Annotated in this window: 22 protein-coding genes and 3 pseudogenes; 6 read left to right on the top strand and 19 right to left on the bottom strand. The window is 68.3% G+C overall.

Features of this window, described 5'->3' with window-relative positions; translation table 11 throughout:
• Positions 1-60: 60 nt before the first annotated feature.
• The 3 genes from HUT19_RS39530 to HUT19_RS39520 are packed head-to-tail and all read right to left on the bottom strand — an operon-like array spanning position 61 to position 2,711.
• A complete protein-coding gene (locus HUT19_RS39530) occupies positions 61-480 on the bottom strand; it encodes a PP2C family protein-serine/threonine phosphatase (RefSeq protein WP_176185919.1) in 420 nt (139 codons plus the stop codon).
• On the bottom strand, positions 404-1,597 hold the full coding sequence (locus HUT19_RS39525) for an IS110 family transposase (protein WP_176179786.1): 1,194 nt from the start codon (positions 1,595-1,597) through the stop codon (positions 404-406). The genes HUT19_RS39530 and HUT19_RS39525 overlap by 77 nt, the downstream gene beginning before the upstream one ends.
• Positions 1,598-1,652: 55 nt before the next feature.
• On the bottom strand, positions 1,653-2,711 hold the full coding sequence (locus HUT19_RS39520) for a PP2C family protein-serine/threonine phosphatase (RefSeq protein WP_176185917.1): 1,059 nt from the start codon (positions 2,709-2,711) through the stop codon (positions 1,653-1,655).
• 1,541 nt (positions 2,712-4,252) lie between these two features.
• Between HUT19_RS39520 and HUT19_RS39515 the strand changes: the two genes are divergently transcribed.
• Positions 4,253-5,374 (top strand): serine hydrolase domain-containing protein, encoded by a 1,122-nt coding sequence (locus HUT19_RS39515; protein WP_176187869.1) that lies wholly within the window; start codon positions 4,253-4,255, stop codon positions 5,372-5,374.
• 199 nt (positions 5,375-5,573) lie between these two features.
• On the opposite strand, the pseudogene HUT19_RS39510 reads toward HUT19_RS39515, so the two are convergent.
• The 3 genes and pseudogenes from HUT19_RS39510 to HUT19_RS39500 form a co-directional block, all read right to left on the bottom strand.
• Positions 5,574-5,959: pseudogene (locus HUT19_RS39510) on the bottom strand (phosphotransferase); the annotation flags it as partial.
• A gap of 273 nt (positions 5,960-6,232) precedes the next feature.
• On the bottom strand, positions 6,233-6,628 hold the full coding sequence (locus tag HUT19_RS39505) for a DUF2267 domain-containing protein (RefSeq protein ID WP_176187867.1): 396 nt from the start codon (positions 6,626-6,628) through the stop codon (positions 6,233-6,235).
• 296 nt (positions 6,629-6,924) lie between these two features.
• Complete coding sequence (locus HUT19_RS39500) at positions 6,925-7,359, bottom strand: Hsp20/alpha crystallin family protein (protein WP_176185915.1); 435 nt, start codon at positions 7,357-7,359, stop codon at positions 6,925-6,927.
• A gap of 130 nt (positions 7,360-7,489) precedes the next feature.
• Between HUT19_RS39500 and HUT19_RS39495 the strand changes: the two genes are divergently transcribed.
• On the top strand, positions 7,490-8,152 hold the full coding sequence (locus tag HUT19_RS39495; RefSeq protein ID WP_176185913.1) for a type III effector protein: 663 nt from the start codon (positions 7,490-7,492) through the stop codon (positions 8,150-8,152).
• 50 nt (positions 8,153-8,202) lie between these two features.
• Here HUT19_RS39495 and HUT19_RS39490 read toward each other — a convergent pair whose 3' ends face one another.
• The 13 genes and pseudogenes from HUT19_RS39490 to HUT19_RS39435 all read right to left on the bottom strand — a co-directional run bounded on the left by HUT19_RS39490 (position 8,203) and on the right by HUT19_RS39435 (position 17,609).
• A complete protein-coding gene (locus HUT19_RS39490) occupies positions 8,203-8,415 on the bottom strand; it encodes a DUF6328 family protein (RefSeq protein WP_176185911.1) in 213 nt (70 codons plus the stop codon).
• Between the two features lie 114 nt (positions 8,416-8,529).
• Positions 8,530-8,894, bottom strand: a pseudogene (locus tag HUT19_RS44465) (MOSC domain-containing protein).
• 167 nt (positions 8,895-9,061) lie between these two features.
• Positions 9,062-9,388: a plasmid stabilization protein gene (locus HUT19_RS39480; protein WP_176185907.1), complete on the bottom strand. Its 327-nt coding sequence runs from the start codon at positions 9,386-9,388 to the stop codon at positions 9,062-9,064.
• Between the two features lie 437 nt (positions 9,389-9,825).
• Positions 9,826-10,059 carry a hypothetical protein gene (locus HUT19_RS43740; RefSeq protein ID WP_254886056.1) on the bottom strand — a complete coding sequence of 78 codons (234 nt, stop codon included), beginning with the start codon at positions 10,057-10,059 and terminating at the stop codon, positions 9,826-9,828.
• Positions 10,060-10,369: 310 nt separating this feature from the next.
• Positions 10,370-11,953 carry an FMN-binding glutamate synthase family protein gene (locus HUT19_RS39475; RefSeq protein WP_176185905.1) on the bottom strand — a complete coding sequence of 528 codons (1,584 nt, stop codon included), beginning with the start codon at positions 11,951-11,953 and terminating at the stop codon, positions 10,370-10,372.
• A 199-nt stretch (positions 11,954-12,152) separates the two neighbouring features.
• Positions 12,153-12,473: pseudogene (locus HUT19_RS39470) on the bottom strand (transposase); the annotation flags it as partial.
• Positions 12,474-12,540: 67 nt separating this feature from the next.
• The gene (locus HUT19_RS39465) at positions 12,541-13,965 is read right to left on the bottom strand and encodes an RtcB family protein (RefSeq protein WP_176185901.1); all 1,425 of its coding nucleotides are present in this window, start codon (positions 13,963-13,965) and stop codon (positions 12,541-12,543) included.
• Positions 13,966-14,264: 299 nt separating this feature from the next.
• Complete coding sequence (locus tag HUT19_RS39460) at positions 14,265-14,909, bottom strand: protein-L-isoaspartate(D-aspartate) O-methyltransferase (RefSeq protein WP_176185899.1); 645 nt, start codon at positions 14,907-14,909, stop codon at positions 14,265-14,267.
• A gap of 9 nt (positions 14,910-14,918) precedes the next feature.
• Positions 14,919-15,353, bottom strand: coding sequence for an archease (locus HUT19_RS39455; RefSeq protein ID WP_176185897.1), 435 nt, complete (start codon positions 15,351-15,353; stop codon positions 14,919-14,921).
• A gap of 378 nt (positions 15,354-15,731) precedes the next feature.
• Positions 15,732-16,865 carry an SDR family NAD(P)-dependent oxidoreductase gene (locus HUT19_RS39450; protein ID WP_217712333.1) on the bottom strand — a complete coding sequence of 378 codons (1,134 nt, stop codon included), beginning with the start codon at positions 16,863-16,865 and terminating at the stop codon, positions 15,732-15,734.
• Positions 16,866-16,882: 17 nt separating this feature from the next.
• Complete coding sequence (locus HUT19_RS43735; RefSeq protein WP_176185895.1) at positions 16,883-17,161, bottom strand: hypothetical protein; 279 nt, start codon at positions 17,159-17,161, stop codon at positions 16,883-16,885.
• 68 nt (positions 17,162-17,229) lie between these two features.
• Positions 17,230-17,421: a zinc-binding dehydrogenase gene (locus HUT19_RS43730; RefSeq protein ID WP_176185893.1), complete on the bottom strand. Its 192-nt coding sequence runs from the start codon at positions 17,419-17,421 to the stop codon at positions 17,230-17,232.
• 14 nt (positions 17,422-17,435) lie between these two features.
• Entirely contained in the window at positions 17,436-17,609 is a 174-nt protein-coding gene (locus HUT19_RS39435) for a hypothetical protein (protein WP_176185891.1), read from the bottom strand.
• Between the two features lie 740 nt (positions 17,610-18,349).
• Here HUT19_RS39435 and HUT19_RS39430 point away from each other — a divergent pair.
• The 4 genes from HUT19_RS39430 to HUT19_RS39420 all read left to right on the top strand — a co-directional run bounded on the left by HUT19_RS39430 (position 18,350) and on the right by HUT19_RS39420 (position 20,865).
• Positions 18,350-19,432, top strand: coding sequence for a hypothetical protein (locus HUT19_RS39430; RefSeq protein ID WP_176185889.1), 1,083 nt, complete (start codon positions 18,350-18,352; stop codon positions 19,430-19,432).
• Positions 19,429-19,599 (top strand): trypsin-like serine protease, encoded by a 171-nt coding sequence (locus HUT19_RS43725; RefSeq protein WP_254886055.1) that lies wholly within the window; start codon positions 19,429-19,431, stop codon positions 19,597-19,599. The genes HUT19_RS39430 and HUT19_RS43725 overlap by 4 nt, the downstream gene beginning before the upstream one ends.
• Positions 19,599-19,805, top strand: a complete 207-nt coding sequence (locus HUT19_RS43720; RefSeq protein WP_254886054.1) for a hypothetical protein — start codon at positions 19,599-19,601, stop codon at positions 19,803-19,805. The genes HUT19_RS43725 and HUT19_RS43720 overlap by 1 nt, the downstream gene beginning before the upstream one ends.
• Positions 19,806-20,442: 637 nt before the next feature.
• Positions 20,443-20,865 (top strand): hypothetical protein, encoded by a 423-nt coding sequence (locus HUT19_RS39420; RefSeq protein WP_176185887.1) that lies wholly within the window; start codon positions 20,443-20,445, stop codon positions 20,863-20,865.
• The last annotated feature ends 147 nt before the right edge of the window (positions 20,866-21,012 follow it).

The raw sequence follows: 21,012 nt of genomic DNA, 5'->3' as shown, positions 1-21,012 counted from the left end.
GCCGGTTCACCTGGCCTGATGATCTTGTCTGCGTCCCCGGACAGCAAGGACGGCCGTGCTTCACGCTTCGAGGTGTCGAGCAACAGCTGCGCGGGCTACTGGTTCGCCTGCTTCTTCGTCGAGCCGGTCAACGACGATCATCGCCGCATCGTCGGCCAGGTGGCCCCCGGTGTGACGGATCAATGCCCGGTGCAGTTGTTCCAGGAACTGTGACGGAGTGCAAGTGGACACCGCTTCCATGGCCTCGGCCAAGGCGAAGAAAACTCCGTCAGGATTGCGGGCTTCGATCACGCCGTTGGTGTGCAGCAGCAGACGGTCACCGGGTGCGAGCAGATAGCTCTCCACCTTGGCGGGAGGATTCCCAATGACGTTGTCAAGCGTCAGCGATGAGCTGTTCGGGTCCTCATGCCGCCATAGCGACGGGTGGGACCGCTTGGTAGCAGCGCCTGTCCCGCAGGAGTGCCCACAGGACGTTGACACGTCTGCGCGCGAGGGCGATGACGGCCTGCGTGTGGCGCTTCCCCTCGGCCCTCTTGCGGTCGTAGAACGCCCTGGACTCTGGGTGGCGTTGGATGCTGATCAGCGCGGAGGTGTAGAAGACACGCTGCAAGCCGCGGTGGTATCGCTGGGGTCGGCGCAGGTTGCCGCTGATGCGGCCGGAGTCGCGCGAGGCGGGAGCCAGACCGCAGAAGCCGGCAAGCCGGTCCGGGGAGCCGAAGAGCTCCATGTCACCGTTGGTGGCAGCGAGGAACTCCGCACCGAGAGTCGGGCCGATGCCGGGCATGCTGGTGATGACCTCGGCGAGTTCGTGCTCCCTGAACCGCTCGGCGATGCGACGGTCCACTGCGGCGATCTGCTCGTTGAGAGCGGTCAGTTGCTGGGCGAGCGTGTGCACCAGCTCGGCGGCGACGTCTTCCCCCGGCACGGCGGTGTGCTGCCGTTCGGCGGCCTCCAGCGCGGTCCGGGCGACCTGACCGGCGCTGCGGACCTTGCGACGGCGAAGCCATGCCTCCAGGCGGGTGCGGCCCAGCCGCCGGATAGAGGCCGGGGTCTGGTATCCGGTGAGCAGGATCAGCGGGCCCGCGTTGCTCAGGTCCAATGCCCGTTCCAGAGCGGGGAAGATGCCGTTCAGCTGGGCGCGGAGCCGGTTGATGGTGCGGGTGCGATCGCAGACCAGATCGGTGCGGCGGGCAGTGAGGAGCTTCAGTTCGGCGCTGAGGCTGTCGGGCAATCGCATCGGGGTCAGGTCGCGGCGCATGCGTGCCTGATCAGCGATGATCGCGGCGTCGCGGGCGTCGCTCTTGCTCTCGCCCCGGTATGCCTCCGAGGCACGGTTGACGGTGCGACCGGAGATGTAGAGCACCTGCTGGTCATGGGCGAGCAGGGTGGTGATGGCCAGTGCGGCGCCGCCGTCGGCGAGGTCGACGGCCCAGACCACCTCATGGCCCAGCGCAAGGACATCGGCCAGGAGTTGGAGGAGTTCCGGCTCGTCGTTGGCCACGCGGCGGGAGAGGAGTTTGTTCCCCTCGGAGTCGATTGCCACACAGTGGTGGTGGGCCTTGCCGGCGTCGATTCCGGCCCATACGCGGGGGTGCATCGCTCTCCTGATCGTCGTCGTGCCGTGTCCCACAGACGACCTCGCCGACGAGTCCCTACAAAGCGATCTTGTCGCATTTCCCAATTGGCGGCCGAGTCGTCGTGGGGCGCCGGGCGGCCAATCCTCCCGAGCCACGAGCGGCAGACCAGTGATAGCCACACCCAGCGCCCCTGGGTGAGCCAACCCTACGAATGGCTCGCTCAGCCCGATCAAGAAGGTAGGGACCAGTGATGAAGTCGTCCAGGCCCAGGGGTGGCAGTGGTGAGCTGGGCATCAGGGCGTGAACCCTGCCCTGGCGCAGTAGCAGCGGAGACGGATGGCCGCGATTGACCACCTGGACCTCGAAGCCGTCGGGCACCTGCGCCACGAGTGCAGTGACGAAATCCTCCGCCCGGTCTTCCCTCTCGCCCTGGTCGACCGCGCCCGGCGCGACTCTCTCCCGGTGCAGCGCAGCCGCGCAGTGGTTCATCACCTCGAGCAGGTCGTCCTCATAGTGCACGGCCTCCCGGAAGGCGTTCAGCACGGCCGCGGCCAGACCCACAGCAGGCAGCCCTTTGCCGCGGACGTCGCCCACGATCATCCGGACCCCGTACCGGGTCTCCACGGCCTCGTACAGATCGCCGCCGATCTGCGCTCCCGTCTCGGCCGCGAGATACGTGCTGGCCGCCCGTACGGGCCCCAGCCGGGCCGGTACGGGCCGCAGCAGGACTCTTTGTGCTGCCATGGCGACCCGGCGAACCTGGTTGAGCTCGCTCTGCCTGCGCGTGCGCACCGCTTTACTCGTGATGACACTGGCCACGGACACTACGAGGAGGCCCAGGAGGTTGCTGTAGATCAGCAGGCCACCCCACGCCTCGTGCAGGGTGGTGGTGGCCAGGCTGACGGCCAGGGCTCCAGCCGCTGCGGAGAAGGTGCCTTTCGGGCCCATCGTCAGCGAAGCCAAGGCCGGCATCGCGACGAGGAGGGGGCCGGTGTAGATATCGTGCGCAGGCGAGAACTCGATCCCCAGCCCGAGCAGTATGATCACGAACGGCACGCACTGCGCGACTCGGAACAGCGCCCGGCTATGACCGCCCGTTCCGGGAGGAGGAGCCAGGCGGAAGAGTGTCCGCATGGGTACAAGCCTGCCTCGCGGAAGTGGACTGTTCCACTCATCGCGCCCCGGGCGTCCAGGGCCGTGACCGACACCGCCCCCCGCGCTACGGCGCACCCGGGGCGGCACCTCAATCTCCATCGCCTCTCACACCGATCAGCCCGCATTCAGGCGGAGCGCGGGTCGGTGCCGTCCGCCGGCGTGCCGGCCGGGGCCGCCTTCCGCCCAGGCCAGGGCGCCGCGACGTCGACGTGCTCCTGGCGCCGCGTGCCGGACGCGGCATGACCTGCTCGCCAGGGGCGAAGGGAGCGGAGGTGGTTCTCGTGCGCAGTCACGGCCACAGCCTCGCCAGGCCGGGGCCGTGGACAGAGCCTGCTCCGCCGTGGCGGGCCGGCCGGTCAACGTGGCCGGCACCGCGGCCGGGGCGGCGCAGCGTAAAAGCTCCGCGAGCTTGTTCAGCAGCCGCACCTATGCCTCGCGCTCCGGGCGGCGCGGCTCGGTCGTCTTCTCCACCGCCTCCCGGCCGGACGCCGACGCCCGCGCGCCTTCAGCGCGGCGGACCACCTCCTCCAGCGTCAGCCCGTGGGCCTGGGCAGCCGCTTGCGCTCCTCCGCCGGCGGCGGCGGAGCGCAGGACGCGACCAGCGCGTCGACCGCGCCGAACAACTCGGACAGGAAAACACCCCCTGACCAACACTCGCCGCCGAACAGTACGGATAGCCCAACGTTCCCGTACGTCGCGCGTACGGGCGGTATTCGAACGCAGGCGAGGCCGGCCTGGTCAGGCAAAGCGCTGGAAACCATCGCGTCACGCGAAGTCTTGGTGGGCAGATACGAGCGGAGGCATTGCTCGAAGTAACCAGATGGTCACGTGGGGTAGAAAGACGCGTTCGGTGACGTGAGGATGGAACGAGCGGCGATACGGCAGCAACTCGAACGTGTTGAAGACCCGACGGTCGGGCTGACCGCACTGCACGGGGAGCTCACGCAGAGCCCCCTGACGATCCTGGAACTCATCCAGGGGGCGTCACCGGACTGTGCGAGAAGAACCGGGAGGTACTCCGACACCACGACCGGATGATCAGCAACCTCAACGAGACGCGGGGCGAGCTTCGGGGACCGCCGGACCCCGTCGACGTCCTGCGCTCCACGCGCAGGCAGAGAAGGCCGGCGACGGCGCGCAGACGCGTCCCGAGTCCCACAGCGAGTAGAAAAGCACGGGCTGACGCCTACCCGGGCAGCCGCGCGGCGCAGGATGCGCAGGCAGGCGCCGTCCGCCGTCGCCGTGAGCAGGGCGGCCAGAGCGATCTGCCGGTCGGGCAGCAGCCGCCAGGCGAAGGGGGACCCAGGCCTGCCGCAACACCCCCTCCCTCCCCGCCAGCGGGCGCACCCCTGCTGCGCGGCGACCTGGCCGTCCCGGTCCTCGGGGCGCGGACCTGTCGGGCAAGATCGAGTTCCCGCGCCCAGTCGCCAAGGCGGAGACCTCACCTGAGATCCGCAGACTCGCCACCCGCCTTGCCCGAGGCCTCATAGAGACACCATGAGAGGGGAAACGTGCTCGACATGGAAATCCACGGCAATTGCAGCGAAGAGTTCAGCGCAGTACGGGAGGCGTTTGCCGATTCCCTGCGCAGCGGAGCGGACGTGGGTGCGTCGGTGGCGGTCTACCTCGACGGCGAACCCGTTGTCGACCTGTGGGGAGGATACGCCGACCAGGCACGTAGCCAGCCCTGGGAACGCGACACCATCACCAATGTGTGGTCCACCACGAAGACGATGACCGCGCTGTGTGCTCTCGTCCTGGCCGACCGTGGCGAACTCGACCTGAACGCACCGGTCGCGAAATACTGGCCCGAGTTCGGTGCCGCAGGCAAAGACCGTATCGAGGTCCGGCACCTGCTCAGCCACACCACCGGCCTCCCCGACTGGGACCAGCCGGTGACGCTGGACGATCTGTGCGACTGGGAGAAAGTCACCACCCTGCTGGCCCGCCAATCGCCCCGCTGGGAACCCGGAACAGCCTCCGGCTACCACCGGTTCACCCATGGCTTTCTGATCGGCGAGGTCGTCCGCCGCATCTACCAACACTCGATCGGCACGATTCTTGCCGATCAGATCGCTGCGCCGCTGGACGCCGACTTCCACATCGGTCTCGCAGCCGAACATGATCACCGAGTCTCCGACGTCATCCCCGCACCCGGCCCCGCATCCGCAGCCAACCCACGAGTAGAAATCCCGGTTGGCGCCTACGTGACTGCCCAGGACACCTGGAGCACCCAGTGGCGCCGCGCGGAGATTCCCGCCGCGAACGGCTACGGAAACGCGCGATCTGTGGCTGCCCTCCAATCGGTACTCGCCTGCGCAGGCCAGACACCCCAGGGACGCCTCCTTTCCGAAGCAACCTGCCGCATGGTGTTCGACGAACAGTCCCACGGCATCGATCTCGTGCTGGGCATCCCCCTGCGCTTCGGTATCGGCTACGCCCTCAACGCGAGCGACGCACCCGTCAGCACGACCAGCACCCATGCCTGCTACTGGGGTGGAAGAGGCGGATCACTGGTCGTCAACGACCTTGACACGCGCATGACCATCGCCTATGTGATGAACCACATGACCAACCTCGGCCTCGCCGACCCACGCGGCCAAAAGCTCCTTCATGCCGCCTACAAGGCACTGGCACCCTGACCGAGAGCCCTGTGGTCAGCTCAGTTCCCAGCCGGGACGTGTGAGTAACTCTATGTAACTGGCAGTCCTCTATCCGCTCGCGCGTGTGCGTGGGGTCGACCAAGGGCCTGGTTCGGGTGAGTCGGCCGGCGGGACCGCATGGAAGAAGGGGCCTTTTGACAGCTCGCGAGATGTCGAATCCAGCAAGAAGCGAGAGGCCCCACGCCGCCGCGTCGGCACCTTTCGGAGTCACCACGGTCTCCGCGGTCGTCAAGGCCACTCCCGGGGCCGCACCGCGTGGATCGCCACGAGTCGGCGGGCCAGCACAGGGACGCGCGTCGCCCATCCCTCATCGTCCAGGACCGTCCCGCCCGCCACATGTGTCATCAGGAGCGACGGATACTCGCACTGCGCGGCGGTCGGATCAACCGCGACCAGCCCAGCAGCCGGCACGCCGGCCCCCGCCAGCAGGGCCAGCGCGCCGGCCTCCCTGTTCAGCCAGTCCTCGGCACGCTCCACGTAGAACGGGCCGACGAAGCTCCGCAGCACCAGGTCACGGTTACCTCCGTCCCGCGTGCCGATGGTCAGCTCCACACGTCGGCAGTCGACCTGGACCATGCGCTTCCGGCGCGACGCCTGGGACGGACGTACGCGTGGTCACCACACCGTACGGCGCTCCAACGAGACGGAGTTCTTCGTCGACACCGCCCTGGACGGCTACGAAACGGAGCGACGGGTGTTTTCCCGAACCTGGAACGAGACGTTGCCCGCGACCTTTTGTAAGCCATGGTGAGGGCGCCCACGCATACATGCATACATGAAGGCAACGTCCCGATGCCGGTGGCCAGCTGCCCGCCCCGGGCAGGAGGGGAAGAGACGTCAGGCAGCGCGCGTGAGTTCGATTCGGCCGAACAGGAGCGCGTAGCCGGAGGGGAGCTGGGCGAGGATCCGGTCCACCAGGTCGTCCCCCACGAGTTGCGCGACGACCTTGAGCACGGAGCCGGTGTCCCAGCGGGCTGTGGCGGGCGTGCCGCCCGCCCGGGTGGCGAGATCCTTGACGAAGCCCCAGCCGGTGAGCGGATCGGGGTCGGGGATCTGGCTTGCGAACATCCGGGCTGCCTCCACGGGCAGACAGCTAGCGAGTTCCACCCGTTCGTCCCCGGTGAGCTGCCGGCCCAGGCCGGTGAGCACGGCACGGACGACCGCCTCGGCCCTTTCACGGGTGGGATAGGCCCCTTCGTAGCGGATCTTCTCCAGCATCTGGGTGAACGTCATTCCCGCTGTGTTCAGGGTGGGTTCGGACTGGGCCGGCATGGCTGGGTCGGTCACCTTTCTCGTCATGATTGCGGTCATTGGAGGGGCCGGTGGACGGCGCGGACAGGCACCCTGGTGTGGTTCAGCCGGTACGCACCACACGCTTCGACCAGTCGGTGGAATTCAGCGTCCGCCGCGTCGACAGCGGCGCCCGGCGCGGCTCTCCCCCCTCCCCCGGGCTGGGGCGGGCGGTCACGGAGGGGGCAGGGAGCATGAGTCCTGCCCCCGCCCGGCCTCCGTCCGCGCGGCCCCGAGGGTCAGCTGCTGATCTGCTTGCGCCCCGCGCCCTCGCCGATGGTGATCTTGCGGGGCCTGGCCCGCTCGGCGATGGGGATGCGCAGGGTGAGGACACCGGCGTCGTAGTCGGCCCTGATGTGCTCGGTGTCGAGGGTGTCCGCCAGCATGAGCTGGCGCGAGAACACTCCCAGGGGCCGCTCGGACAGCTCCATCTGCACATCGTCGGCCTTGGCGACCGGCCGCCGCTCTGCCTTGACGGTGAGCATGTTCCGCTCGACATCGATGTCGATCGCATCGGTCGAGACGCCAGGGAGATCGAGGGCGATCACATAGTCGTCGCCCTCCCGGTAGGCGTCCATCGGCATCGTGGACGGCCTTGACCAGGTTCCGGACGAGCCCATGAGCTGCTGGGTGAGCCGGTCGAGCTCGCGGAACGGGTCGGTGCGCATCAACATCGTGAAACACCTCCAGTGTGCTCGGGCAGTACCGCCAATGCGCTGCAACCTGGTCCCGTTGTATCATGTCATCGGAACGATGACAAGTTTGCGTGTCGTCCATCAGGCGACAGAGAAGGAGGGATACACCATGACCAGCACGGAGGAGCCCGGCCCCGCCCCTTCGTCCTTCCCTGCCGCCGCGGCTGGGTTGGATGCCATCAACGAGGTCGTACGCACCGCCACCACCCCACCGAGCCGGCGGCCGGAGCAGGACCCGACCAGTTCGGAGCAGGCCCTGGCCGCGTTGTTGCTGCTGCGAAAGCTCCGGGACCAGCTCGCCGGGTGGGAACCGTGGCTGATCGAGACGGCCCGTGAGGCGGGCGCCAGCTGGGCCGAGCTCGCCCACCCCCTGGGTGTGGCGAGCCGCCAGGCCGCCGAGCGACGCTATCTGCGCGTACGGCCCGGAGCCCCCGGCGCCACCGGCGAGCAACGAGTGCAAGCAACCCGGGACCGCCGCGCCGCCGACCGCACCGTCACCTCGTGGGCCCGTGGCAACGCGGCCGATCTACGCCAGCTCGCCGGGCAGATCACCGCCCTCACCGATCTCCCCGCCGAGGCCCGCGGCCACATCACCCGGCTCGCGGACGCCCTCGCCCACGATGACGCCGCCCAGCTCATCGCCCCACTCACCGAAGCCCACCAGCACCTGAGGTCGCGGCACACCGATCTCGCCGCCCGCGTCGACACCATGACCCGCCACACCGACCAACTGCGGCAGCACAGCAGCGACCAGCGCCGCGCCCCGGACTGACCGCCGTGTTCAGAGTCAGCCGAACCGCCGTCGGGACTTGCTCCGGAGTCTCAGCGGGATGGCAACCAGCAGATGGCGAACCACAGCATGACCAGGCCGACGACCGCCTCGGCAACAACATGGTCGACGACGTTGAGAACGAGAAGCAGGGTGCAGGCGATGGTGAGTGCCCACAGCACCATTGCGCACACCATGAGGCGGCCGACAGCTTCGACCACCTCGTCCTTCATGCGCAGCCTGGAGAGAAAGCGGCGGATCGACACCGGCGCCATGAGAGCGGCTACCGAAGACGCTCCCGGCTCGTCCGCCGTCAGACGACTTACCTTCCATCCATGGAGCCGCCTCCGGCACGCTGGCCGGCGACTTGCGGTCCGAGGTCACCGCGCGATCGGGCCACCGACGCCGAGCTCCCCCGGCTCGATGACACGCAGCATGGCGCCGGAGGACGCCTTCTGGGTGGAGCGCCGTAGCCAGCCCTTCTCTCCCAGTCCCGCGAAGGTGCGGCGGGGAATGCGATCGTCGGTCATCTCCAGTACGACTTGAGGCCCACGCGCCAGCGTTCGCCGACCAGCGCTTCGCGCGCGTCGATGCCGACCGTGGTGAGGTTCTCTCCGAAGGGACCGTTGTCAGCGCATCGGCCCAGTTGATGCTCCCAGCCGTTCAGATCCTCGGCGCGAAGGGGTGGACGCCCCGGTCGTCGCCGACCGTGGGAAACCCCGATCGCACACCGCGTCCCCCGCAACTTCGCTCGTCCCGACCACCGGAGGGCCCGGCGAACTCACCCTGACCGGCCCTTCGAGGGTGCTCGTGGTCGTGCTTCGGCGGACCTCCTTCACCGGCCGCGCCTCCCCGGCGCGGCCGGACGGAGGCCGGCCGCGCCGGAAGAGAAGAGTGTCGTCGAGCCGCAGGTCAGCGGCCGAGCGCCTTCGCCAGCTGTTCCTTGTTCATCTGCGAGCGGCCCTCGATGCCCCGCTGCTTCGCCTCGTTGTACAGCTGATCACGGGTGGGGCCCCTCGCTCCGCTGTGCGAGCGCTTCCCGCCCCGCTCCGGCGCGGACTTCGGGTCCTTCACGGAGCTCTTGCTGGCGCTCTTGGCCTCGCCCGCGCGGGCACGTTCCTTGTTCACGGTGCGGGCGGCGATCTCCTTGGCCCGTGGCGTGGACGTACCGCGCTCCTCCTGGCCCTTCTTGATGTGCTCGTACTGTCGTTCCCGCTTGCGGCTGGATCCGGCAGGCATCGGTCAGCCTCCCTTTCATGTTCGCGTGCCGCCTTGGGGCCGACCAGACCGACCGGTGAACAGTGAACGGTCCGGGGGACCACCGAGAGGGCAGAAGCTGCCTCCGATGGCGGACACGGCTTTTCCACTCCGTTTTCAACTTTAGGACAGGTCCGCCGAAGGCGAACTCTGCGAGTGAGACGGCCCCGGGGCCGAGGTGGCTGTCCACGTCACCACGACTCCCCCTCTGCGGACATGACCGGGCCCAGCATTGCTGGAAAACCAGGGCACGTGGGTCGCGCGGTGGCCGAGCGCCGGGTCCGCCCGTCCGCCCGTCCGCTCCAGGCGAATGGCCGCTCGGCGGGGCGCAAGACGGCTCGCAGGCGATCACTCAGCGACGAAGACATCGCCGTGATGCTCCTCGGACAGCTCTGCCTGACTGTTGTCATGCGCACGGATCAGGCGTTGTCGGCCAAGGTGGTATAGCCCTGGGCACGTCCGCAGTGAGCGCAACAGAAGAACTTGCCATCGGCGTGGTGACCATGACCCAGAATGCGACACCCACAGTGGTCGCACACGGGGGCGAGCTTGTGTGCGGCACATTCAAGACTGTCGAAGATGTGAACGACACCCGCCGCGCGTACCTCGAAGGCCATCTCGTAATCGTTTCCGCAGACCTCACAAGCGGCCATCCGTGGTCTCCTTCCCGGGCACGATTCGCCGGTCCTCGCGGAAGCGGCTCAGCCATGAGCTCACAGAACCGAGAACCAGGCGCGTTGCGGGCGCCAAATGGCGTAGTGACGGTGGCCGGACTGTAGCCGCTGGACAACAGAGTGCGGGGAGGGAGAAAGCCAAACGGTACAAGCCCCCCGAGGCGGTCCCCAGCCGGCGGTCGCGTCGCTCACCGTTCTGACGGGGCCCGGGGAATCATGGCGTCGGTGCCCTCGCTCGAGATGACGTCGTTCCACCGCAGGCGAGCGGATCGCTGCCGACGGCCAGAGATCACACGGTGAAACGGTCGGGGTCCGCGGCCCTCCAGTCAGCCGCCCAGGAAACGGGCGGCTCGGCGAGCAACTGGCCCGGCGCAAGCCACTCGTACAACGTGTCGTAGGAATGGTCGGTACAGGGGTCGATGCGCCGGCGGAGCATGTGCGGGCGAAGCTGCGCGGGATCGGTGACGCCCATGGACGCCATGATCTGAAGGGCGCTGGCCACGGTCGCTTCCTGGAAGCGCTGAACGCGCAACGTCTTGTCGCTGACGTCGAGGGCGCGGGCTCGGCGGGGATCCTGGGTCGTGACGCCGGTGGGGCACGTATTGGTGTGGCACCGCTGCGCCTGAATGCAACCGACGGCGAACATCATCGCCCGTGCGGCGTTGCCGTAGTCCGCTCCCTGCACCATGCGCTTCACCAGGTCGATACCGGTGGCGATCTTGCCGCTCGCCCCGATCTTGACGCGATCGCGCAGACCCACCCCGACGAGGGCATTGTGGACGGTGAGCAGCCCCTCGGTGAGGGGGGTGCCCACATGGTCCGCGAACTCCAATGGCGCCGCCCCGGTTCCCCCCTCGGCTCCGTCGACCACGATGAAGTCAGGCGTCGCGCCCTCGGCCAGCATGGCCTTGCACACGGCGAGAAACTGCTGACGCGAGCCCACACAGAGCTTGAACCCGGTCGGCTTGCCCCCTGACAACTCCCGCATCCGGACGATGAAGTGGACGAGTTCGCGCGGGGTGGAGAACACCCGGTGGTACGGCGGCGAGACAACCGTTCGCCCTTCGGGCACGCCCCGGGCCCGGGCGATCTCAGCGTTGACCTTGGCTCCCGGCAGGACACCGCCGATGCCGGGCTTGGCCCCCTGCGACAGCTTCAGGGACACGCACTTGACGTGGTCGTGCGCAGCCTTGTCGGCGAACGCGGCCGCATCGAAATCACCTTCCTCGGTGCGGCAGCCAAAGTAACCGGTACCGATTTCCCATATGAGATCACCGCCCGGACGGAGGTGGTACTCGGACACCCCGCCCTCGCCAGTGTCGTGGGCGAACCCTCCAGCCGCGGCACCGCGGTTGAGGGCGAGGATCGCGTTGGCCGACACCGACCCGAAGCTCATCGCCGAGACGTTCAGCAGCGCCATGCCGTAGGGGCGGGCACAGTCCGGGCCACCGATGCGCACGCGGGGCGGTGTCCGCGGCACCGCGCAGGGCGCCATCGAAGGAACGAGGAACTCGTAGCCGGACTGATACACGTCGCGTTCTGTGCCGTACGGCTCCTCGGCGTCGGTGCCCTTCGCACGCTCATAGACGATGCTGCGCACATCCCGGTCGAAAGGGCGCCCGTCGTAGTTCCGCTCGATGAAGTACTGCTGAAGTTCCGGACGTATCCGCTCAAGGAGGAAGCGTGCATGACCCAGTACCGGATAATTGCGCAGCACCGAATGGCGGGTCTGCAGCAGGTCCCAAGCACCCAGCAGACCCAAGAACGTAAGGGGGAGAGCAGCAAACAGCCAGTAGGCCGAAATACCGGCCGCTGCCACCGCGGCCACGAGAGCGGAGATCAGAGTCAGGGTGACGATTCCAACGCGTATCACCTCACTCGCATTGCCCGGGATCCGGCCCCCATGCGCCTCGGTTGTGTCAAAAGATCTTCATGAACTAGCCACGGAACGCCCTCCCTCTGTGCACCACTGCCCGAGCGCTGGCCGTCGGAGCTGGTCGGGCACGCAAGTCCGGTGAGGGAGACTGCGGGCCGTGTCCGGGTTCGCGCGAGATCCGAAGTACTAGGGCGACCCGCGACAGATCGAGCCGGCCTGTGGCCCGCAGCTCGGCCAGCAGCACTTCATGCAGACGCTGCCAGACTCCTGCGCCGTTCCGGTCCCGTAGTCTGCGCCAGCACGTCATGCCTGAGCCGAAGCGGAGTTCGGAAGGCAGCCACTCCCACTGGATGCCGGAGTAGAGGACGAACAGGATGCCGCACAGCACGTTGCGGTCCTCCAGCACCTTCTTCCGACCGGGGCGTCGGTACCGCTGCTGCGGAACCGGCAGCAGCGGCTCGATTCGTGACGACAACTCATCGTCAGACAACCAGGGTTGAGGGTTTCGCCTACTCACGCCCAGGTAACCGGCCTACCCATGTGGTCCGTCACGACGGATCGCTCCTGCATCAACAGCCGTGGCATCATCCCTTGACAACACCGAGGGGCACCAGGCGGACGACAAGGCGGGCCAGTCCCGCCCCCTCGGTGGCGGCGGCCACGGCGTCGACGTCCTTGTAGGCGGCCGGGGACTCTTCGGCGAGGCCGCGCCAGGAGGACGGTCGGACGGTGATGCCCTGGGCCTCCAGCTCTCCGCGCAACTGCTCGCCCCGGACTCGGCGCAGTGCCTGGTGGCGGCTCCATACGCGTCCCGCGCCGTGGCATGCGGACAGAAATGCGTCGTTCTCCCGCGTGCCGACCATTACGTACGAGGCGGTGCCCATGGTGCCGGGGACCAGTACGGGCTGACCGGCCCGGGTGAGGTCCTCCGGCAGGCTCGGGTGGCCGGGAGGCAGGGCGAGGGTGGCGCCCTTGCGGTGGACGCACAGCCGACGCGGTACGCCGTCCACGTCGTGGGTCTCGATCTTGGCGGTGTTGTGGGAGACGTCGTACACCAGGTCCAGGCCCACCCCGGCAGTGGTGGCGAACGCGTGGCGCACGGTGTGGGCGAGCAGTTGCCGGTTGGCGCGACCGTAGTTGGCAGCGGCTGCCATCGCTCCCAGGTAGTCGCGGCCCGGCGGGGACACGACGGGGGTGCAGGCCAGCTGCCGGTCCGGGACCCCGATGCCGTAGGCGCGCAACGAGTGATCCATGACCCGGACGTGGTCGGTGCACACCTGGTGGCCCAGACCGCGTGAGCCGCAGTGGATCATCACGCACACCTGGCCGGGACGCAGGCCGAATGCGGCCGCTGTGTCCGTGTCGTACACGTGGTCCACGGCCTGCACCTCCAGGAAGTGGTTGCCCGCGCCCAAGCTGCCCACCTGCTGGAGCCCCCGGTCCACGGCCCGCTGCCCGACCTGCGACGGATCGGCCTCCGGGAGCGCTCCATGGTCCTCGCACCGCGCCAGGTCGCGTGGCACGCCGTGACCGCGTTCGACCGCGTACTCGGCCCCGCCGGTCAACAGCTTCTCCATCTCCTGGCGTCCGCTCAGCTTCCACAAGCCGCCCCTTCCCATGCCGCGTGGGATCCGTTCGCCGAGTACATCCATGAGCGTCCGCAGCCGGGGGGCGAGCCGACCGCTGTCGATGCCGGCGGCGAGCAGCCGTACGCCGCAGGAAATGTCGAATCCGACGCCGCCGGGCGAGATCACTCCACCGGCGTCGATGTCCGTGGCGGCCACGCCTCCGATCGGGAAGCCGTACCCCCAGTGCACGTCGGGCATGGCACACGAGGCGCGGACGATGCCGGGCAGAGTGGCTACGTTCGCCACCTGCTCCAGCGCCTTGTCCCCGGCCGCTTGCGGCAGAAGTTCCCGGCTCGCGAAGACGACCCCGGGCACGCGCATCGCACCGCGCCGCTCGATACGGAAGCGGAACGGGGCCTCTTCCACCAGCGTGATGTCCATGCCCGTCGCCTCTCTCCGGAGTTTCCGTCAACGCGACACCGGCCATCCGCACCGTTCGCGAGCGAGCCCGGTCAGCAGGCCGACCGAAGGAGCCAGGTGTGCAGTGCCGACCGCAGAGTCAGGGTGGCCAGGAGATTCAGGAAGGGAAGTTATGGTGCGCGGCGCTACTGTTGCGAAAGCGCATCCGTGGAACGAGGCCGTTGCCTGGACTCCTCTGCGTCCCGGCCCCGTGGCATCCATGCTATTGCGGATGGAAGCATGCTGCCGGAACACGGCGGTTCCGGCGCAGACGGCAGGGCTCAGGAGGGGAAGCCGTAGCGTCCTCGCAAGCGGACGAAATAGGCGGGCGTGAGTACCCGCCGACGCTCCAGCCCCTCCGCGGTGCGCAGAAAGGACACGACCTGGTCCCGGCCACCAGGACCGAGGGGCTGTACGAGGCAACCGCCGAAACGCAGTTGTCCGGCCAGTGGCGCAGGAACCTCTGGGAACGCGGCGGACACGATGATCGCTTCGTATGGAGCGCGGTCCGGCACGCCGCCGCTGCCGTCCCCGACGCGCAGTTCGATGTTGCGAAGCCCCTGCCCGGCGAGGTTGCGCTGTGCCTGATCTGCGAGGTCCGGCCACATCTCTATGGTCACGACATCGGCGGCCAACCGGGCGAGTAGTGCGGTCTGGAAGCCGAGCCCGGTGCCGATCTCGAGGACGTGTTCATCCCCGCTCAAGCCAAGCCCCTCGATCATCATGGCCGACAGCGAGGGCTGCGTGGTCACCTGTCCGTGGCCGATCGACAGGGGCACGTCCTGATAGGCGTGCGTGTGGTGGCCGGTGGGGACGAACGCCGCCCGGGGTGTCGCCCGTACGGCCTGGAGCAGCCGCTCATCGCTGATCCCGGCCGCTCGGAGGGCCCGTACGAGATCCTCGGGTGAAAGGGCACCCTCGGTCATGGCCGACGCTCACACATCGAGCGTCACCGAGCACGTCCAACCCGCCGGATCGCGGACAAAGACCAGATCGTGCCACGTCACAGCCTTCGGCGCGGCTCCCGTGACCGGAAGCGCCCCGGCATCAGCCATGTGCAGCCCGCACCGCAGGCCGCCGGTGACGGGCGTCAGTTCCACATCGACCGGGACCTCGCCTTCGGTGTCGAGCCAGTACACGACCTCTTCCAGCAGGGCGACCAGCACGTCCTCGTCCTTGTCCGCCCGCACCACGACGTCCCGCCTGCGGACACCGGCTGCCCCGGTCAGGTCCAGGAACGACTCACAGACGCCCCGCACCGCCTGGGCCAGGCACTCCTCGCGCGTGGGGGCCCAGGCCTCCACGCGCAGGTCAGCGGTGTGCGGAAGGCCGCGACGCCCGGCGCGCCCCGCGGAACTCTCCGGCCTCATCGCCCTGCTTTCCTCTTACACATCCACCCGAACGATCCGTGCTTCCATCGTCGTACCGCGGGCTCGGACACGCGCGTCGGTCGCGTCAGGTCGCGCCGGCACGTGGCAGTACGGCCGACGTAGGTAGGCTGAGCGCTCGGCCCACCGCGGCCCTTGGATGCTCCTCCTTCGGCCCCAAACGGACAGTACGGTGTCTGCTGAGCCACGTCCGCAGAGACCTTTCAGGCTCGGCCTGAGTGGCGAGTGGCGCATCGGCGCCGGTTGCGCATGACCGCTGCCAACGCCGGACACGCTTCCCCCGCGGCCGGCTCGGTCGGGGCGGCAGCACCAGGGCCGAGCCGCACCACTGACTGGCCCTGCTCCGGACGCGCGACCGGTTCAGCACCGCTTCCGCTCGCCGCGTTCCAGCAAGCCGGGGTCAACCCGCCGCTGAGCACGATCGCCGTGCTGTGGAACGGAACACCGGTCACGATCCGCCGGGGCGAGCCCCGACAAGGTGTTCGCGACCCTGCGGTGCACGGTCGCTGACCTGCTCGTCAGCCGGAAGGCCGCGCTCGAGCCCGACCGGCGGCCCGTCCACGCCGGCGCCCTGCACCTGGTGGCCAGTAACGCCCCGGGCTGGCTCACCTTCTGTGGTGCTGTGCCATGCGCGCTCGCGTCCGCAGCTGAGCAGCCTGCTGACCCGAGTCCGTCCGCCGCGGACTGCGGCATGCTCCCTTGGGCCGGGGACGCGGCGGAAGCGGAACGCTTCTGGTTCGCGGCCCCCTGGACGAACCAGCACTCCCCCGCACCGCCGCCGGTGACGATCCGCAGCACCGTGTCCGCCACGACCTCGGCCGGGATGACGGGCAGGCCCGGCTCGGACAGCATGTCGCGCAGCGGGCCGATGATCCGCGATTCGGCGAACCCTGGGCAGACCGCGTTGAAGCGCACCTTGTCCGGCGCGAGAGCCGGGCCCAGGGAGCGTGCCAGTCCGACGACTGCGTGCTTGTCGGCCGCGACAGAGGGTCGAGCGGTACCGCCGCCAGTCCCGCGAGGGAGGCGGTCGCCACGATCGCCCCTCCGCCGCGGGCCCGCGGCGCCGGCAGCACCGCGTGGTGCCGTAGACCACGCCGTCGAGGTTGGCGCCCATCGCCCGGCGGTAGCGCGCCGGGTCGAAGTCGTCACCGACGCCGCATCCGGTCGCCACGCCCGCGTTGAGCAGCGCGGTGTCGACACCGCGAGCAGCGCGATGTCGACACCGCCGTACTGATCCTGGGCGAAGTCCACCAGTGTGCGGTTGGCCTCCAGGTCGGAGACGTCACAGGCGCGGAAGACCCCGCCGACCAGGTCGGCCACCTCGCGGCCGGTCCGCGCGTCGAGGTCCGCGACGACCACCCGCGCTCCGCCCTCCGCCGGCTCGAGTGCCATGGCCCGGCCGAGTCCGCTGGCACCGCCGGTGACGATCGCTGCCTTGTCCACGAGCGGGGCGCCGTCCGTCCGCCCTTCCCGAAGGGCCTCGGCGGCGGTCATGCCAGCTCCAGCACGAGCTAGCCGACGTTCTCCCTGCGGAAGAGCATCTGCAACGTCTCGGGGAAGTCGTCCGCGGTGCCTTTCACCACGTGTTCCTTGACCTTGATGCGGCCGTCTCCGATCCAGGCGGAGATCTTCTGCGCGGCCTTGGCGTACTGCTTGGCGTAGTCGAAGACGACGAAGCCCTCCCTACGGACCCGACGCACCAGCAGCGTGAGGTAGTTGGCGGGGCCCTTGACCCCGGTGGCGTTGTTGTACTGGCTGATCGCACCGCAGACCACCACGCGCGCGTGCATCGCCAGCCGGGGTCAGCGCGGTGTCGCGGATGTCTCCTCCGACGTTGTCGAAGGAGACGTCGATGCCGTCATGCCTCCCGGCACAACACCTTCCTCACATCCTCGGCGCGATAGTCGATCGCCGCGTCGAAGCCCAGTTCGCCAGTGATCAGCTCGCACTTCTGCGGTCCTCCGGCGATGCCCACGACCCGGCAGCCCTTGGCCTTCGCGATCTGCCCCACCATGGTGTCGACCGCACCGGCTGCCCCCGACACCACCACGGTCTCGCCGTCCTTCAGCGCCCGACGTCGAGGAGACCGAGGTAGGCGGTCATGCCAGGCATGCCCAGCGCGCCGAGATGCTCGTTGAAGGGCAGCAGGCCGCCGTTGGCTCCGCCCACCACGAGCCTGGTGACAGCAGTGGGGACCGCGACCCGCTTGAGACCGACCGCCCCCTGGATCCGAGGCACTCAGTGAAAGTGAGGTGCGCGGGAGGTCCAGCCGCCCGCCCCGCACTCCTGCCCCAGGAGCGGGGGGCTACGTCGTAGGCGCTTCCAGCTCGAGGCGGTGCCGCCCGCGCGGCGCTGAGTTGGGCGAACTCGGCACGGATGGCGTCCATCGGCCGTAACACACCCGACCGGCCGCGTACCAGGGCGCTCGCGCTCGCCACCGCGGTCACGAAGACCACCCCTCCCGCGAGCGACCACATCACGGCCCGCAACTGGTCCTGCTCCTTCCGCAGCGGATGTTCCGCCAGCAGAACCCGGTCCGGCGCCCGGCCCATGATCTCGGGATCGCCGGGCACAGCGAACCTGTAGGCGGTGACATCGCTGAACGGAGCGTGTCCGTTCGCCGTTCCCCGTGCACGCGTACGACCTCGCGACGTGGTGCATCGGCCCTCAACCAGGCGCTGATGCGGCCTGGCCTCGGTGGCGGGCTGGCTACCGGGGCCTTCCGGTCCGGACGGCGTGTGGTCGGTCCGTTGAGCAGCCCGCCGTCAGCTCGAACAAAGAGGTGGGAGTTTGGGTTCACGGATACGGCGGGAATGAGCAAGCGAAAGGTGGGCTCCCTGGACAGGGATAGATTGTTTCGATGAAACAGACGCCAGTCCGCAGATCCTGACGGACGCCATCGCATAACGGAACCGAGGAAAGTTGACATGACTGAGCCTTTGCAAGGAAACGGGAAAAGGAAATTACCCGTACCCCCTGTGATCCGTTCCCGTCAGGAGCTGGCCGAGCGGGGTGTGGCCTTCCCGGCGGTTGACGTCGCGCCAACCGACCTGCCCATCAGCGCGAACGGCGCCACCTATCAGATGGCGCAGTCCCTTGCCTGGCTGGACGACCAGCATTTCTCAGTGGGCCGGTGGGACGGATCGCTGAGCGTCTTCGCGTACACCGGTTCGCCGTATGCGGGGCCGGTCATCAGCCGAGCCGCGAACAGCCCCTCGTTCCAGGGCGTGCGCATGGTGGTGCCCGTGTCACGCCGTTCGTTCGTCACATCCAACGATGACCGGTCCGTCGCACTCTGGAGCTCCCCCGGAGGAGCCTGGTCGGATCTGCGGCTGACCGAGACCTTTGAGTACGACGCTTCACTCGGGGTCGCCACCAGCGGGCGTGCCGTTACCGCCGGAGGCCGGGTTGTTGTAATCGGCCACACAAGCGGTCACTTGTCCGTCTGGCGCCGCCTCACCGAGCCGTCCCGGCTTGAATTCATCCGCTCGGTCGACCTCCGCAACCCCCACCCTGTGAACCCTTGGGGACTGCACGACATCAACGCGGTGGAGATATTCGCCGCTTCGCACGGAACTGCCCGGGTCATCTCAGGCTCGGAGGACGGCTATGTCTGCATCGTCGAGGTCCCCTCGGGCGAGATCCTGTCCCAGACCGTCTACAACCCCGACGCCCAGCGCGGTATCAACGATCTCAACGTGCGGGGGGACGCGTTCCTCGTGGCCAACTGCTCGGTGGGGGCGACTGACCACAACCTCTGGTACTACACCGTCGACCGGAAGACGTGGGGGATCGTCCTACGGGACAGGGCCAACCTCATCGCCGACACCAACCGCCCGCAGGTTTTCAACTTCAACGCCATCTGGGGGGCGTACTCGGGCGGCCCTTGCTGGTTCGCCTCCACCGAGGAGGGGGCCCTGTGGATGGGCACTGCGAACACCGGGATCGACGTCCTGGGCTACAGGGAGGTGACCAGCCCACTGGGGTCCGCGCTCGGCTGGAATGACGCACCGGGCCGACTGGTCATGGTCGCCTACGACCTGTACGAGTTCAATACGTGAGACCGCCCGAAACACACGCTGTCTCCAACCATCGCCCTCGTCGCGAACCACGGCGAGGGATATACCGCAAGACGATGGTCTGCGCCGAGGTGGAGGGCCGCGACGCCTGCCTGGGCGACAGCGGCGGCCCGCTGTTCCGCACCGTCCCCGGCCGTGACGTGACGTGATGTACCAGATCGGCATCGTCTCCTATAGCGGCCCCTGCGGCGCCGGCCCAGGCGTCTACACCTCGGTCACCTCCGCCAAGCTGTGGGACACGCTGGGCGAGTCCACCGAAGGCAAGCTCATCAAGGAGGCGTTGCACCGCTGCACCCGAACCGCTGACCGGCGGTCGCCCCCCGCGGGGTGCGACCGCCGTTCTCCGGCCTGGTAGCGGCGGGACCTCGTGTCGTACGCCTGTCGGCTGATCCCGAAGTAGCGGCAGGGCAACCCGACGTTCCCCGGTGACCTCTTCGGCGTGGCGTATTACTGCCAGGCGCCGCTTGGCCTCAGGGTCAAGCGGCGGGGTGCGCGGAGTGGGCTTCGACATGTGGATCAGGCGCGTTCAGGGCGTCACGGAGATGAGGCCTGGCGCGGTGTGCGGCCGTGGCGACGGGCGGCACCCGCACCGGAGTCGGTGCGCCAACCGTTCGCCCAGCATGCCGCGGTGCGCTGGCGGATGGATCACCCCCTTCGAATCGTCTGCCGACCTCGTCGCCGATTGGGGAGATGTGGTCACGGAACGGCAGTGCCGGTGGTGTTGCCGCCTCCGTGATCAGAACTAGGGTCAACGCGGGGACAAGCACGATCAGGCCCGACCGCATCTCCCATAACCCCTCAGGTGAGTCAAGCCAATCGCCATCCGATGGATTCATGCTGAGGAGAGAGGCTCACTGATCTCCAGTGCAGCAGAACTGATCCATAAAATCGGAGGGAAACATTGGTTCCCGGTGGGAGGCGTGTGAAGATAGCTCGCGGCCAGTTACCCGAAGTCCGTAACCGGCCACAGGAAAAAGACCGTTGGGGAACAATTGCGTACACACAAGGCAGCGGCCGGTCTGGTCATGATGGTGGCCCTACTGACGGGCTGCTCCGACGACGGCGACACGGGAAGCAGTTCAGAGAGCGACGGCCTGGTGGCTGTCGAATTCAAGGTGACGGGGGATTCACCGGCGAGCGTGTACATACCTGGCATCAACTCGAACCTGTACACCGACACCAAGAAGAGCGCCAGTGACACGGATCTGGACCTCGACAAGGTCAAGACGCCGTGGTCGAAGAAGGTCAAGGTGAAGCCGGGAAGGTCGCTGTCCCTGCAAGCGGGGTCCGTGGATCCGAAGACGGAGATCAGCTGCCAGATATTCGTCGACGGCAAGCTCGTGGACGAGGAGACGAAGAAGAACAAGCCCGGCAGTACTCTCACCGCCGGATGCAACGGCACGACCCCGAACTGATCGGGGAGCGTCGGGCAGCGCCTCCAAGGCGCCCCCGCACGCCATGGTGGCGGCCGAGGCGCTGAGCGCAGCGACGAACGCCTCGCCCATAGGACCCGGCCGGGCCCGTCCACTCGGCCGGGTCTTGCGCTACGAAGTCCGTGGAGG

This window comes from Streptomyces sp. NA02950, assembly GCF_013364155.1.
Classification (GTDB): domain Bacteria; phylum Actinomycetota; class Actinomycetes; order Streptomycetales; family Streptomycetaceae; genus Streptomyces.
Note: the sequence above shows the minus strand (reverse complement) of the source record. Positions and strands in the feature narration are given on the sequence as shown.